The sequence below is a fragment of the Robertmurraya korlensis genome (assembly GCF_023715225.1).
Classification (GTDB): Bacteria; Bacillota; Bacilli; order Bacillales; family Cytobacillaceae; genus Robertmurraya_A.
Genome location: NZ_JAMBNS010000001.1, coordinates 97,934 through 113,047, shown reverse-complemented (window position 1 = coordinate 113,047; position 15,114 = coordinate 97,934). Strand labels below are relative to the sequence as shown.

Genomic DNA, 15,114 nt, shown 5'->3' with positions numbered 1-15,114 from the left:
CTCTTTTTTCGACAAATACTGCAAAAATCATAAACAAGGAGGCTTCTCATCATGCGTGATGGTCATGTTCATTCAAAATTTTGTCCCCATGGTTCAAAAGATGCTTTCCAAGCCTATATTGAGCACGCAATAGAACTTGGAATTACCACTATCTCATTTACAGAACACGCTCCTCTTCCAACTGGTTTTACTGATCCAACCCCTCTTCAAGACAGCGCTATGAAAATGGAGGATTTACCTGCATATTTAGAAGAGCTAGCTGTTCTAAGAGAAAAATATAAAGGGAAGATCACCATACATACAGGTTTAGAAGTAGATTTCATCGAGGGATTTGAAAAAGAAACAACACAATTTCTAAACAAATACGGTCCATCTCTGACTGATAGCATTTTGTCAGTCCATTTTTTAAAGCTTGAAGAAGAATATGATTGTTTAGATTATAGCCCTGACGTATTTGGTGATATGATTAAGCGTTATGGTGGGATAGAAAAGGTATATGAAGCCTACTATCGAACGCTTTTACTGTCCATAAAATCCGATTTAGGATGTTATAAACCTAAGCGTATCGGACATATAACTTTAGTGAATAAATTCCAAAAAAAATATCCTTGTCCAGTTAGCTTTAACAAGGAAATACAAAGTATTTTGATAGAAGTGAAACAAAAAAACTACGAGCTCGATTATAACGGAGCTGGAACAGCAAAGCCGTTATGTCGGGAACCTTATCCGCCAACAGCGATAGCTAACCAAGCCATTCAATTAAACATTCCAATGATATATGGTTCTGATGCACATCAAGCAAAGGAACTCCTTCAAGGATATGAGCACATCCTTCGAAAATAATATGATTAAAACACTAATTCCTTTGGATGATGGGGAGTTAAGACTCCTTCAATCCAGTTATTGATTTCACCAATATATTTCTGTGTAAAATACGGTTCATGAGGAAATACATGAAGAACTTCTGAGAGATAATGGGTATTTAGAAAAGGCATCGATAAAAGCGATTTGAGTTGGACAATAGTAAAAGCGACAGACACTTGTCTGAACTCTCCGGTTATGATTCCCTCCTCAATGACAGCTTTAAAATAATACTTTTCCTTTGCAAAGTACGTACTCATTATTTCTCGAACGGTTTGTGAATCTATCGACATTTCTCTTAAAATTAATCTTGTCAGCTGCATGTTCTCCGTGTGGTAATTAATAATGCTTTCAGCCATTTTCTGAAGTGTTGCCTTTGCTCCTTGGTCAATACATAAAAATGCGGATTCAAGCTCTGCAATATACGCTTCAAAATACTTTAAAAAGCAATACTCAAGTAGACCATGTTTATTCTGGAAATAGTAGGAGATGTTAGAGACGTTGCTGTTTGCCTTTTGGGCAATATCTCGAATTGTTGTTCCTGTAAACCCCTTTGTGTTAAAAAGATAAATTGCTGCCTCGACAATGGAATCCTTTGAATTTTTCTTCATTTGAAACCACCTCCATCTCTTAATCACAGAAAATAGCCTTATGTATAACATTCTTTATTCGACATTTCTTCTCCTGTATAAAAAACTCGACAAAGTCTTCTTATTTTCGCTAAAATATGATAATTACCTATGTTTTGGAGGGAAGAAAATGTTTGAAGTAAAGAATTACGTAGGGACGAGAGAGGAAAACTATCGTCTATTAATAAAACAACTGAAGGCGCTTCTTGAAGGGGAGATGAACTCGATTGCCAATCTAAGCAATGCGTCATCTCTTTTAAATCAATTTTTGACTGACGTCAACTGGGTTGGTTTTTACTTAATGGACGAGGATAAAGAATTAGTGCTCGGACCATTCCAAGGCCTGCCTGCATGTGTAAGAATTCCTCTTGGCAGGGGTGTTTGCGGAACAAGCGCGAAAGAAAAGAAGACGATTTTAGTTGAGGATGTTCATCAATTCCCTGGTCATATTGCATGTGATGCAGCTTCTCAATCAGAAATTGTTATTCCAATAATAAAAGAAGGACAACTCCTGGGCGTTCTAGATATAGATTCACCTAGCAAGAGCCGTTTTGATACATTAGATCAAAAAATGCTTGAGCAATTTGTTGATGAATTAATTAATCACTTATAAAAGAGGCAGATGGTCTGCCTCTTATTTATATTAAAGCGTTCAAAGCTTGATCTAAATCTTCCTGAACATCTTCCCATGCTTCTAACCCGACCGATAACCGTATTAAATTATCTTGTATCCCCATCTTTTCTCTTTCTGTTTTAGGAACAACAGAGTGGGTCATTGTTGCTGGGTGCTGTATTAAGGTTTCCGCATCACCTAGACTGACAGCAATCTTTATTAACTGTAACCGGTTCATAAACTTCTGTGCTTCTTCTACCCCTCCTTTCAAAGTAAAAGAAAGCAATCCACCTGCCTGACGCATTTGCTTTTTCATTATTATATAGTCTGGATGCATACTATCCCCTGGGTAGAATACTTGATTCACAGCCACATGCTCACTTAAAAACGAGTGAATCTTCCTAGCATTCTCACAATGACGATCCATTCTAACTGGCAAGGTTTTCAACCCTCTTAATAGCAACCATGCATCAAACGGAGAAATAATCCCTCCAATATCCTTTTGTGTGGTCATTGCCACCTCTTGGAGAAAATCACGCTTACCAACAACGATACCAGCAATCACATCTCCATGCCCACAAATATATTTCGTTGCACTATGAACGACTACGTCACAACCAAGCTCAAGAGGTGTCTGCAAATAAGGAGAACAAAACGTATTATCAACAACAACAGGAATCCCTTTTTCATTTCCAACTGCAGCAATCATCTCTAGGTCAACAAGCTTCATCGTTGGATTGATTGGAGTTTCCACATAAATACAAGTAGTTTCAGGCTTAATGGCTTGTAACAGCTGTTCCTTTGTTTCCATTTCTGAAAAGGTATATGTGATTTGATATTTATGATTTAGCATCTTAAGCAAACCAAAAGTACAACCATATACACCTTGAGAACAAAGAATATGGTCACCTGCTTTCGTAAGAGAAACTAATACAGCCGACACGGCAGCCATTCCTGAACCAAATGCTAGAGCAGCTTCCCCTTTCTCAATCGCTGCCATTCTCTCTTGAAGTATAGAAACGGTTGGATTCCCCAAACGGGAGTAAATATACCCTGATTCTTCTCCAGCAAACCTTTTTTCCCCTTGCTCTGCTGTTTCAAAGCAATACGTAGATGTCTGAAAAACAGGCGGAACTAAGCTGCCTTCAAAAGAACTTGCATCATAACCATGATGAATCACTTCAGTTTCAATCTTAAAAGCTTTCTTCTCTCCCATATGCTCCTCCTCCAATTGTAAACGCTTACACTCTATTCAAAAGGCTCTCATTACTAGCATATGTGATACCCATCCAATTGGAAATTAAAAAGGAGCTCGAAAGTTGAGCTCCTTTTTACTGAGAGGTTATATTTTCTTGAACCACTACTCGATCCTTACCTGTATCCTTTGCCACATAAAGGGCTGTGTCCGCTCGCTTGAACAAGTTTGTAAAGTTATCTGGATTGTCCACATTCCAATACGAAACCCCACAGGAAATGGTTATTGATGGTTTAGATAATTCCCTTACCTTATCTACTAATCGATTGGCAATACTTATTCCCACCTCAAGCGGGATACGTGGTAAATAAACAGCAAGTTCCTCTCCACCCCAACGAGCACCAATATCACTTTCTCTTATATTACTTTTTATAATATCCGCCACTTGGATAAGGATCTCATCCCCAACTTGGTGACCATATTTATCGTTAACACCTTTAAAATTATCAATATCAATTAAAAGGAAGGTTCCTTGCTGATCTTCATCTAGTGACTCATGAACCCTTGTATCTAAATAGTTCCTTGAGTACAGCTTCGTTAAATGATCTGTAACAACCATTTTCTCTAATTCTTCTCTAAGCATGGAATTCGTAAAAGCCAAGGTAGAATGATGAATTAATGACTGCATTAACTTAAATGTCTCGAAGGAAAAATGATAAGGTTCGGTATGCATAACGAGAGCGATCCCTTTAATTACTGCGGATTGTACCATTGGAACCGCCATAATGGAACGGTATTGTTTCACATCATGATTGTGGTTTATTTCTACATCTCCAATAAAAATCGAATCATGTTCTTTCTTTAATCTGTCGACTACGTATTGAACGTATGCCATGGAGGCTTCCGTATCAAAAAATGGTGTCGAACCCGCTAGTACACTAATTGGTCTCAAATCCGGTGATAGCAATACAAAGCATACCTCTTCCGCATCAAACGACTGAACAATTTGTTCCGTCATGTACGACATTGTTTCGGTCAAACGCAAATTCGAATTTAATCGATGCGAAGTCTCATTGATCAGTTGAAGATCAGCAATTAATCGTTTTGATTGCTGGTAAAGCTGTGCATTTTCAAGCGCAGAACCAGCCGTATTTGCTAATAGTTTAATAAACTCCACTTCATTACTTGGAAACGTCAATGTATCTGGGGCAATAACTTGGAGTACTCCGTATACACCTTGTTTTCCTTTTAAAGGTGCATAAAGTACTGAACGTCGTTCATTCAACGAATCCTCCATTTGAATCGTACCAGTAACGTAGGCTTCCATAGCTGCTATATTTTCACTATCATATTCTAAATCCTTAATTGGGAGTTCACTATGATTATCGTTGTCATGAGACAGCATTAAATAATACGTAAAACTCGGATATACCTCCTGAAGCGTATAAATAATCTCACCTAACACAGCATCCATATCCATTGTAGAATGAAATTTTTCATTCACACGAAATAACTGTTTATAACGTTTTTCTTCCATGACAATTTTGTATAATTCTTGAGCTTTCTGTACAAATGACGAACACACAATCGCAAATTGTTCAAACCACTCTTGATTAAAAGGGGTAATAGATGATTGATTCCCTTTTAAGCATAAAACACCTAAATTTCTGCCCGATTTGACAAGTGGGATAAGTACTTGGTAATCCTTAAAGTTCATGTTGGTTGGGGAAAAATCTATCGTTTTCAATGAACTTAACCAGTCACTTGAATCGTTGGATGGTGTAACTCCTATTATGTTTTCGTTTGTAGAAACTTCAATGGAAAATTGATTCTTCCAAGCTTGGCAAATAAACAGAGTAACTTCATCAAGATCAAGCATTTTTTGAATCGTTTCTAGCATAGTCTTTAATACATTTTGATAGTGAAAAGCTCCCGACTCCGTGTCGATTAGATCAAAGAACTGACTTTTAAGTGTTTCAATTGATTTATCAGTAAGAAATCTCATTACGTCATCACCTAATACCTTAGCTGGTTTGAAACCATTTGATCCCATCCCGCATGAAATATATATTAATTTTTTAAAGTCGAAATTATTATCTCCTGATCAGTAATAACAAGCCATAGGGAACCGTCCTTTGATAAGGGAAATAGCTGGTTAATATTCCTCTTCCCCACATCCAACTGCTTGTCTCCCAATTGAACAATCGTGCGACCATCTTCTTTTATTGTGATCAAGTTGAATCGTTCTACAGATTTACGTTCTCTATACTCTCGTGATCGTGTAGCTTGTTCCAATTCACTTGTGAAATAATTCCACTGTCCATCTATTTTCAACCATACACCTACACTCTCTTTATCTAAAGAGATCATCGTTGGCTTTCCATCTAGGGTGACTGCCTTCCTTGTCTTAAATAGATAATTATCATCTAATTGAACCTCATATTCAGCCAATATATAGTTGTTTTCTTGTTTTTTTGCTAAGACGATGATAGGATTATCTTCTTTATCCAGGCTTTGATGGAGGACTGTAACAAGTGGAGGATTAATTATTTCTCTTTGATTACTATATTTATAGTACAATGCTCCTATTGTAAAACTAATACAAATAAAAAGCAAAACAAATCGTACTCTTCGTTCTTTCCTAGTTTCACGCACTTTAACCACTCTTTTTCATAATTAGATTATACCATAATAACGATCATCCATTAGATAATAACATATTCCTAAAAAATAAAATTTCCTTGACTTTATATGACTTTAAAACATATAATATTCTTTGTGTAAAATATCGCAGCCTATGTGAACGCCTTTATGAATACATTTTGTTCCTCAATAGAAGCTGAGCTTCTAGGATGGGGTATCGGTAACCCTTAAGCTGCTAGGGCGAAGGTACATGAAAACAAAATGGTCATATTGCTTGTGAACACTACTGTTTTTATTTTACAACAAAATAAAAACACGAGGAGGAGTCATTCATGGCTCGTTATACTGGCCCAAGCTGGAAATTATCACGTCGTCTTGGAATCTCTCTAAGCGGCACTGGTAAAGAATTAGAAAAGCGTCCTTACGCTCCTGGACAACATGGTCCAAACCAACGCAAGAAGTTATCTGAATACGGTTTACAATTACAAGAGAAGCAAAAGCTTCGTCATATGTATGGAGTGACTGAGCGTCAGTTCCGTAACTTATTTGACAAAGCTGGTAAGATTTCTGGTAAGCACGGTGAAAACTTCATGGCTCTTTTAGAGTCACGTTTAGATAACGTAGTATACCGTTTAGGTCTTGCTCGTACTCGTCGTCAAGCTCGTCAGCTTGTTAACCACGGTCACATTTTAGTAAATGGCAAGCGCGTTGATATCCCATCATTCCGCGTATTACCTGGTCAAACAATTTCTTTACGTGAAAAGTCACGTAACCTTGACATCGTTAAAGAAGCAGTTGAAGTGAACAACTTCGTACCTGATTTCTTAACTTTCGATGCTGACAAATTAGAAGGTACATTCACTCGCTTACCTGAGCGTTCTGAATTACCAGCTGAAATCAACGAAGCTCTTATCGTTGAATTCTACTCTCGTTAATAAAAAAGAGATCCAGCGAACATTCGCTGGATCTTTTTTTATTCTGCTTTGCTTTCTTTTAAATCCTCTGCTAACTGATCAATACTTTGGCGGACATTCCCTTTACCCGCAAATGTTTCAAGTAGGTTTTTTACATCAATTCCTGATGAAGCCTTCAACGACTCTTGTAACGAAGACATTAAGCTAGTGGCATAACCCGTAACTTTATTCGCTCCGCCGCCTTCACCACCACCTGTATCAACAACAGTGATTTTATCAATATTGGATAGTGGACTTGCAATCTCTTTCGCGTATTCAGGTAGCATTCTCACAATCATATCCATAACAGCTGCCTGGCCATACATTTCGAATGCTTCTGCAATCTTACGTTTCGCTTCTGCCTCAGCTAACCCTTTCAGGCGAATGATTTCTGCTTCTGCTTCCCCTTGAGCTCTCTCCGACTCGGCTTTAGCAAGACCATCCAGTCGTACCTTTTCAGCATCCGCTTTTGCCATTGCTTCAATTCGGTATTTATTCGCATCTGCTTCAGCTAACTGTCTTGCCTTGTCTGCTGCAGCGGCTTGTTCAACCGCATAACGATCCGCATCAGCTTTCTTCTTTACTTCAGAATCGTACTGTCGTTCACGGCGTTGAATTTCTTTTTCTTCTAGTTCAATTTGCTTTTGACGCTCGATGATTTTTATTTGCATTTCTTGCTCGGTAACCTCTTGCTTCGCTCTTGCTGTTTCTAGATCATACGCTTGGTCCGCACGCGCTTTAGCAATATCTTGTTCACGGCGATACTCGGCAATTTTCATTTGATTCACTTTTTCAGCTTCAGCAATTTCTGTGGCTCTTTCAAGTTCTGCCTTTTGCGCGTCTTTTGCTGCTTCCGCACGCTTAATGCGTGTTTCTTTTTCTGCCTCAGCAGTCGCAATGTCTGCATCTCTTTTTACCTGGGCAATTCTTGGCTTACCTAAGGAATCCAAGTATCCATTTTTGTCTCTTACATCCTTAATCGTAAACGATACAATAACAAGTCCCATTTTCGCTAAGTCCTGCGAAGCCACTCGCTGTACTTCTTGAGAGAATTTATCACGATTTTTGTAAATTTCCTCCACGGTCATTGAGCCGAGGATGGAACGTAAATGACCTTCTAAGACTTCCTTCGCCTCGTTTTCTCGGTCTTCCTTCGCTTTTCCTAAAAACTGTTCTGCTGCTGTCGCGATTTCCTCGATAGATCCTCCGATCTTAATAATCGCAACTCCATCAGCCATAACAGGAACCCCTTGCTCTGTATACACTTCAGGTGTCGTCACTTCAAGTTTGCTAGAAAGCAAGCTTAATGGTTCTGCTTGTTGGAACACGGGAAAAATAAATGCCCCTCCACCTCGTATAATCTTTATACGATTTCCTGACTCATCAACATGAACATTTTTACTTCCTAAATAACTTCCTGTAACAATTAACGCTTCATCTGGTCCAGCTGTACGATACTTTGTAATGAATACGGCAATAAGTGCAATGAGTAAAAAGGCAACAATGCCTCCTACAATAAAAATGGGTAACATAGACATCTCTCCTTAAGTAAAAAATAGCTTTTCTGTTTTCTCGTAATGGGCAACATGCAGAACTCCATCCTTCACATCGATCACTAACACCTTTTGTCCTTCAGCAATCGCTTCATTCTCAAAGCTCACCGCTGATTTCGAAATCGTCCCACTGTTGCTTTTCAGTACAACCTCACCAAACCCGTCTTGTGGAATAGGAATCAGCACCGTTCCTACTCTCCCTTTTAATGAATCTGAAGTATACACGAGGGATTCCTCCGCAGAAGACAATGGAACAAGCACAAAGATATTTAAAAGAGTATCAAATATAAAAGCAATAACAATTGAGATGAAAAGAATCACCAAACTATTTAGCGACGTGATTAACTCTAATAAATAACCTGATGCTGATAAAAACGTGAGAAACGCAAGAATAAGTGTTGGATTTAAAAAATCAAGTGCGGCTTCTGCAATATCGCCAAAAAAAATGTACAGCACTGTTAACGCACCAGAAACAATAAGTGTTGTCAGATAAATCGTCTGGATGGGAAAACCAAAGAGCTCCATCTTAAATCACCTCTTTTATAAACTTAAAACTCCTTTCGTATGTAATTAGTAGTTAATACGAAAGTTATAGAAAAAGGTTTCAAAAAATTTCCTAATAGTAGTTTGGGTATCGGTTAGTTCCTGAGGACGGAAAGGTGAACAGCATTAGCATCCTGCTGATCCCCCTTAAACGTCCTTTATTCGCTTGATGAACGACGTTAGCCACCTTCTGTTCTCCTCTTACATCCTTCATACGACTGATGAACGACGTTAGCTGCCTTCTTTCCGCGCATAACACCCTTCATAGCACTGATGAACGACGTTAGCCATCTTCTTTCCGGGCGTAACACCCTTCATAGCACTGATGAACGATGTTAGCCATCTTCTTTCCGGGCGTAACACCCTTCATAGCACTGATGAACGACGTTAGCCATCTTCTTTCCGGGCATAACACCCTTCATAGCACTGATGAACGACATTAGCCATCTTCTTTCCGGGCATAACACCCTTCATAGCACTGATGAACGACATTAAGCCACCATTCCCCTTTCTAACGACTATCATATCCACTATTCAAAAAAAGCCCATTGGTGAATCCCCACCATGTTCAAATTCTTTCTAAGAAACCTTCTTATCCTCTCTTTAGATACCACTTCATTACACCAATTATAAAACTCATTAGTATTGATTTTTCGTTCTGGGAAGAGGAGCTTAAATACCTCTATAGTTCTAAGTAAAGCTTCTGATAGTTTTTCCTCTCCCCCACAATCGCCACATATACATCTTTTACCCTCAACAAATACTTCAAAAGATTGACATCTGTCACAGATAATCCCCTTCTGAACATCATCATAACTATAGCTGGGCAATTGCTGATAGGGAGACTCAGTTAGGTGAAGGGAAGTTAACTTTTCTGCTAATATCCTATGCTTTCGGTTTAATTTTGATGGATTACTGTTTATCCTTTTTAGGAATCTATTTACTTGGGTTGGGAGAATAAAAGGTTTGTTCAGTGGGGCTTGAAACAGGGTGAATTCGGGGTTAATAAAAATAACTTTCCCTTGTATCGGAGTGTGATCTCCAAGACTTTGAAGCAACTGTCTTAATAAGGTTTCACTTCTTCTTAATTGATTAATTGGATTTGTCACCTCGGTTTTGTTCGCTAAATACAATTTGTCATCTTCATAATAAAAATCTCCTTCATAATTTTTGACCTCAAATAAATACATCGTATCAAAAGTGATCATTAGCGCATCAATCTGAAATATTGTGTGATTAATTCGTAGTAACAAGTCATTCAAAATCAAACAATCACACTCTAGCTTTTCTGTCATTGAATCAAAGAGTACCTCCCCCTCGTATCCTTTTCTTAAGACCAAATAATGTTGTTTGTCTTTTTCCGTTAAACTCATTCGTTTGTTTAAGGAATCAAGTATCAGTAACTCTGCTGATTCACTTCGGGATTTGTATATCATTGTCCACATCCTTTCGTTCTTAATTATATATTTTTTCCCATTGTCTCCCTCCCCTTATAATTGTCTATTTCTTAACAACGAAAAAAGACCGCTTTATTAGCGGTCCCAACATACATTAGTATTTAATTAAAAAGTACTTCTTCTTGCCACGTCGAATAACCGTAAACTCTCCGTCAATGCGGTCTTTTTCGTCTAATGTGTATTCGAGTTCATTCACACGGACTCCATTTACAGAAATTGCGCCATTTTTCACGTCTTCTCGTGCTTGACGCTTCGACTGCACAATCCCCGCATTTACAAGTAGCTCAACAATATTCAGGCTGCTGCCCTGCTCATAAGTAAATGAAGGCACATCCTTGAAGCCTTGTTTAATTTCGCTACCTGTTAAGCTTTGAATATCGCCACTAAATAAAGCGGCGGAAATTCGAATGGCTTGTTGGTATGCATCTTCACCATGAATTAAACGAGTCATTTCTTCACCTAAAGCTTTTTGTGCCTTACGAAGATGCGGCTCTTCTTGAACGGCTGTTTCAAGCTCTTCAATTTCTTCTTTAGATAGAAATGTAAAGAACTTCAAGTATTTCACAACGTCTGCATCACTCGTGTTAATCCAGAACTGGTAAAACTCGTACGGTGACGTTTTTTCTGGATCTAACCAAACAGCTCCACCTTCCGTTTTACCAAATTTCGTTCCGTCAGCTTTTGTCACTAGTGGAATGGTTAAACCAAAAGCTTTGGATCCTTCTGGTGACATCTTTCTGATTAACTCAAGTCCAGTTGTGATATTCCCCCATTGGTCGCTTCCACCGATTTGAATTCTACACTCATGGTTTTTATGCAGGTAGTAGAAATCCATGGCTTGTAAAATAGTGTACGTAAATTCAGTGAACGAAATTCCGGTTTCTAAACGTGAGGAAATAGTATCCTTCGCCAACATATAATTGACTCCCACATGCTTTCCAAAATCACGTAAAAACGTAACGATATCCATGGAGCCAGCCCAATCGTAGTTATTCACCATAACTGCGCCATTTTCACCCTCGAAATTAAATAGTCGATTCAACTGACCTTTGATTCCCTCTACATTCAACTGTACTTGTTCAAGTGTTTGCAGTTTTCTCTCTTCGCTTTTTCCACTTGGATCACCAATTAGTCCTGTTGCTCCACCAACTAATACGATTGGTCGGTGCCCAGCTTGTTGAAAACGTCTTAATGTTAAAAACGGTAGCAAGTGACCAATATGCATGCTGTCAGCTGTGGGATCCACACCACAGTACAAAGAAATCTTCTCTTTATCTAAAACGTCTTTAATACCTTCTTCATCTGTTTGTTGGTAGACGATTCCTCGCCACTGTAAGTCCTGTAATAAATCCATACAAAGATCCTCCTTAATTATGAGAAAAATAAAAAAACCCTCCGAATCATAAGATTCGAAGGGACGACTTATATAATCGCGGTACCACCCAACTTGAGGAACATAAGCTCCTCCACTTAAAAAGATAACGGAATAACCGTTTACTGCTATAACTGACTTTAATTACAGGTTCACAGTAAATGCTCAGGGAGGTAATTCGTTATTCTACATGTACTGACTCGCATCAACCGTCAGCTTTCTTTAACAGAGATAGAACAGCTACTAATTCCCGTCAAGGCTAAATATTTAGGTGTTATTAGCATTTTTAACATAAAGGAACCTTTATTGTCAATCCAATTTAAGGTAATTTCTCATAAAACGACAGGATTCCCCTTTTTGATAGCCTTTTTGTGGTATAATATAACTTGATTTTAGGGGGAATGTTGCCAATGAATGAAGAACGTAATTGGAAAGAAAAACTGAGGACATTGCTTCAACTTTTTACAAATAAAAAAACAGTAAAAGGTGCGAGCATTACCTATCAAGTAGTTTGGAACCTGACCTTAATATTACTTATTATTATTCTACTTGGTGGAGCGTTTGCAGGTGGTGTTGGAGCAGGCTACTTCGCATCATTGACAAAAAACGAACCTATCCGAACTTACGAAAGTATGAAGAAAGATATATACAACTATGAAGAAACATCATCTCTTTATTTTGCAAATGATGTATACCTCGGAAAGCTTCGAACGGATTTAGAGAGAGAAGAAGTAAAATTAGATGAAGTGTCCGACTACCTAATAAAAGCGGTCGTTGCTACTGAGGACGAATACTTTTATGAACATGACGGAGTAGTTCCTAAGGCAATTCTACGCGCACTTTTCCAAGAGGTAACCAACTCCTCTGTTCAGTCTGGAGGAAGTACGTTAACACAGCAGCTTATTAAAAATCAAATCCTTACAAATGAGATTTCTTTTGAGCGCAAAGCGAAAGAAATTCTTCTTGCTCTACGTCTGGAAAAGTTTTTTGACAAAAAAGAAATTTTGGAAGCGTATTTAAATGTATCGACCTTTGGTAGAAATTCCTCTGGAAGAAATATTGCAGGGGTCCAATCTGCGGCAAAGGGACTTTTCGGGATTAGTGCAAAGGAATTATCGCTTCCGCAGGCAGCCTTCATTGCTGGTTTGCCACAAAGTCCTTTTGGCTACACTCCTTTTACCAATAAAGGAGAGCTAAAAAAGAACCTTGAGCCAGGGTTAACAAGAATGAAAACCGTCTTACAAAGAATGTACGAAAATAACTCGATTACAAAAGATCAATATGACGAAGCATTAACCTATGACGTGACAAAGGATTTTATTCCAGCTGGGACAAGCTCTATAGAGCAATACCCATGGGTTACCTTTGAAATCGAAAAAAGAGCCATAGACATACTTGCTAAAATTCTTGCCGAAAAAGATGGTTATACAGAAGAAGACTTACAAAATGACAATGCTTTGTTTGAAGAATACCAAACATTAGCAGACCGAGATATCCGTCGTAACGGGTATGAAATTCACTCTACGATTGATAAGAATATTTATGATGTAATGGATAAGGTGAAAAATGAGTATCAAAACTATGGGCCGGACAAGGCAGAAACGGTGATAGACCCTGAAACTGGGGAAGAAGTAACCATTATGGAACCTGTCCAAGTAGGTGCGATACTTATTGAAAACAAAACCGGTAAGATCTTAAGTTTCGTAGGTGGTAGAGAGTATTCTGAAGACTCACAACTGAATCATGCTACGAATGCCATTCGTCAAAACGGGTCAACGATGAAGCCGCTGCTTGTTTACGCTCCAGCTTTTGAGCTCGGAAAGGCTTCACCAGGTAGTATTTTACCTGATGTACCGTTACGATTAGCACCAGGAATTAATCGTCCTTGGCCAACGAACTATGATAAGAGCTATAGTGGACTGGTCACTGCGAGATATGCTTTAGCTAAATCATTTAACGTTCCTGCTGTAAAACTATACAAAGATATTATTGGTCAGAGACCAGCGGAATACTTAAAAAAGATGGGATTCTCCTCTTTAACTCCTGGTGACTATGAACAATTGTCAACGGCTATTGGATCATTGGACAATGGAGTAACCGTTGAAGAAAACACTAATGCATTTGGTACTTTTGCTAACGGTGGGCAGTTTATTGATGCCTATATGATTGAAAAAATCGTTGATAAAGACGGAAATGTGATTTATCAACATGAAGTAAAACCGGTGGAAGTATTCAGTCCACAAACCGCTTACCTCACAATTGATATGATGCGTGATGTCATTAATATGGGAACAGCTACTTCCGTTAAAAGTAGACTTAAGTTTTCATCGGATTGGGCTGGAAAAACTGGTACAGGAACAGATTTCCACGATGCTTGGTTCGTTGCGGTAAATCCAAATGTTTCTTTTGGTATTTGGAACGGGTATGATACACCAAAATCTCTAAAATCATCTGGCCTCAATTATAGTTTACGAAACAACTATCTATGGGCTGACTTGTTGAATGCAGCTTATGATGTAAATCCTGGTTTAATTGACCCTGCTGAAAGCTTTAACATGCCTGGTGGAATTGTAAGACGTTCATTCTGTGGTATTTCTGGTCTGCTCCCTTCAGATGCATGTTCAAAGGCTGGACTCGTTCAAACCGACTTATTTAATGCGAAATACGTACCGACAACTGTTGATGATAGCTTAGTCCAAGGAAAATATGTAACTATCGGAGATAAAAAGTACTTGGCACTAGATTCAACTCCAGCTGAGTTTGCGCAAACAGGAATGATATTAAACCCAGATTATATTGAAAAACTCTTTGGAATTAAGACAGGAGTACAAAACCTGATTCCGAAAAAGAATAATAGCAATTGGGCCAACATTCTTCTTCCAGATGATAAACTTTCAGATAATGGAAAGGCGTCATCTCCATTATCAATAGGTGTTAATGGCAATCAAATTACTTGGGGTTCTCACCCTGAAAATGATATTGTTGGATATCGTGTGTATTTGAACGGAAATAAAGTTGCTAGTATTAAGACCGGCACGGCACTTTCATTTAGTGGTGGAAACGGGAAGTATTATGTAACCGCGGTTGACATTGCTGGACAAGAATCAGCACCTTCAAATGAGGCTTTAATCGGGCCAAAAGAAGAGGAAAAGCCTGCTGAACCACCAGCAACTGATCCTGGAACTGAAACGGGTACAGACCCTGGTACAGGTGGTGAAACTGGTTCAGGAAATGGTAACGGAACAAATCCTGGTAATAACGGTGGTAATGGTTCAAATGGATAACATAAAAAGCA

Annotated in this window: 13 protein-coding genes and 1 other annotated feature; of the genes, 4 read left to right on the top strand and 9 right to left on the bottom strand. The window is 38.5% G+C overall.

Features of this window, described 5'->3' with window-relative positions; all coding sequences use genetic code 11:
- Positions 1-51: 51 nt before the first annotated feature.
- Positions 52-843, top strand: a complete 792-nt coding sequence (hisJ, locus tag M3175_RS00625) for a histidinol-phosphatase HisJ (RefSeq protein WP_251513525.1) — start codon at positions 52-54, stop codon at positions 841-843.
- A 5-nt stretch (positions 844-848) separates the two neighbouring features.
- Here the strand turns inward: hisJ and refZ are convergent, their stop codons facing one another.
- Positions 849-1,472: a forespore capture DNA-binding protein RefZ gene (gene refZ, locus M3175_RS00620; RefSeq protein WP_251513523.1), complete on the bottom strand. Its 624-nt coding sequence runs from the start codon at positions 1,470-1,472 to the stop codon at positions 849-851.
- 148 nt (positions 1,473-1,620) lie between these two features.
- On the opposite strand from refZ, the gene msrC reads away from it, so the two are divergent.
- Complete coding sequence (gene msrC / locus M3175_RS00615; RefSeq protein ID WP_251513520.1) at positions 1,621-2,103, top strand: free L-methionine (R)-S-oxide reductase MsrC; 483 nt, start codon at positions 1,621-1,623, stop codon at positions 2,101-2,103.
- Positions 2,104-2,128: 25 nt separating this feature from the next.
- Here msrC and megL read toward each other — a convergent pair whose 3' ends face one another.
- The 3 genes from megL to M3175_RS00600 all read right to left on the bottom strand — a co-directional run bounded on the left by megL (position 2,129) and on the right by M3175_RS00600 (position 5,953).
- Complete coding sequence (gene megL, locus M3175_RS00610; RefSeq protein WP_251513517.1) at positions 2,129-3,319, bottom strand: methionine gamma-lyase; 1,191 nt, start codon at positions 3,317-3,319, stop codon at positions 2,129-2,131.
- A 115-nt stretch (positions 3,320-3,434) separates the two neighbouring features.
- Positions 3,435-5,303, bottom strand: a complete 1,869-nt coding sequence (locus tag M3175_RS00605) for a diguanylate cyclase domain-containing protein (RefSeq protein WP_251513515.1) — start codon at positions 5,301-5,303, stop codon at positions 3,435-3,437.
- A gap of 65 nt (positions 5,304-5,368) precedes the next feature.
- The gene (locus M3175_RS00600) at positions 5,369-5,953 is read right to left on the bottom strand and encodes a hypothetical protein (RefSeq protein WP_251513512.1); all 585 of its coding nucleotides are present in this window, start codon (positions 5,951-5,953) and stop codon (positions 5,369-5,371) included.
- 320 nt (positions 5,954-6,273) lie between these two features.
- Between M3175_RS00600 and rpsD the strand changes: the two genes are divergently transcribed.
- Positions 6,274-6,876, top strand: a complete 603-nt coding sequence (rpsD, locus tag M3175_RS00595; RefSeq protein WP_119709411.1) for a 30S ribosomal protein S4 — start codon at positions 6,274-6,276, stop codon at positions 6,874-6,876.
- Positions 6,877-6,914: 38 nt separating this feature from the next.
- Here the strand turns inward: rpsD and floT are convergent, their stop codons facing one another.
- From floT to tyrS, 5 genes are all read right to left on the bottom strand, one after another.
- Complete coding sequence (gene floT / locus M3175_RS00590; RefSeq protein WP_251513509.1) at positions 6,915-8,426, bottom strand: flotillin lipid rafts scaffold protein FloT; 1,512 nt, start codon at positions 8,424-8,426, stop codon at positions 6,915-6,917.
- A 12-nt stretch (positions 8,427-8,438) separates the two neighbouring features.
- Positions 8,439-8,972, bottom strand: coding sequence for an NfeD family protein (locus tag M3175_RS00585; RefSeq protein WP_251513506.1), 534 nt, complete (start codon positions 8,970-8,972; stop codon positions 8,439-8,441).
- A gap of 197 nt (positions 8,973-9,169) precedes the next feature.
- Positions 9,170-9,301 (bottom strand): hypothetical protein, encoded by a 132-nt coding sequence (locus tag M3175_RS24825; RefSeq protein WP_285852088.1) that lies wholly within the window; start codon positions 9,299-9,301, stop codon positions 9,170-9,172.
- 219 nt (positions 9,302-9,520) lie between these two features.
- Positions 9,521-10,426 carry a nuclease-related domain-containing protein gene (locus M3175_RS00580; protein ID WP_251513503.1) on the bottom strand — a complete coding sequence of 302 codons (906 nt, stop codon included), beginning with the start codon at positions 10,424-10,426 and terminating at the stop codon, positions 9,521-9,523.
- A 115-nt stretch (positions 10,427-10,541) separates the two neighbouring features.
- Positions 10,542-11,801, bottom strand: coding sequence for a tyrosine--tRNA ligase (tyrS, locus tag M3175_RS00575; protein ID WP_251513501.1), 1,260 nt, complete (start codon positions 11,799-11,801; stop codon positions 10,542-10,544).
- Positions 11,802-11,857: 56 nt separating this feature from the next.
- Positions 11,858-12,085 (bottom strand) — a binding site (T-box leader).
- 144 nt (positions 12,086-12,229) lie between these two features.
- Here tyrS and M3175_RS00570 point away from each other — a divergent pair.
- The gene (locus M3175_RS00570) at positions 12,230-15,103 is read left to right on the top strand and encodes a transglycosylase domain-containing protein (RefSeq protein ID WP_251513498.1); all 2,874 of its coding nucleotides are present in this window, start codon (positions 12,230-12,232) and stop codon (positions 15,101-15,103) included.
- The last annotated feature ends 11 nt before the right edge of the window (positions 15,104-15,114 follow it).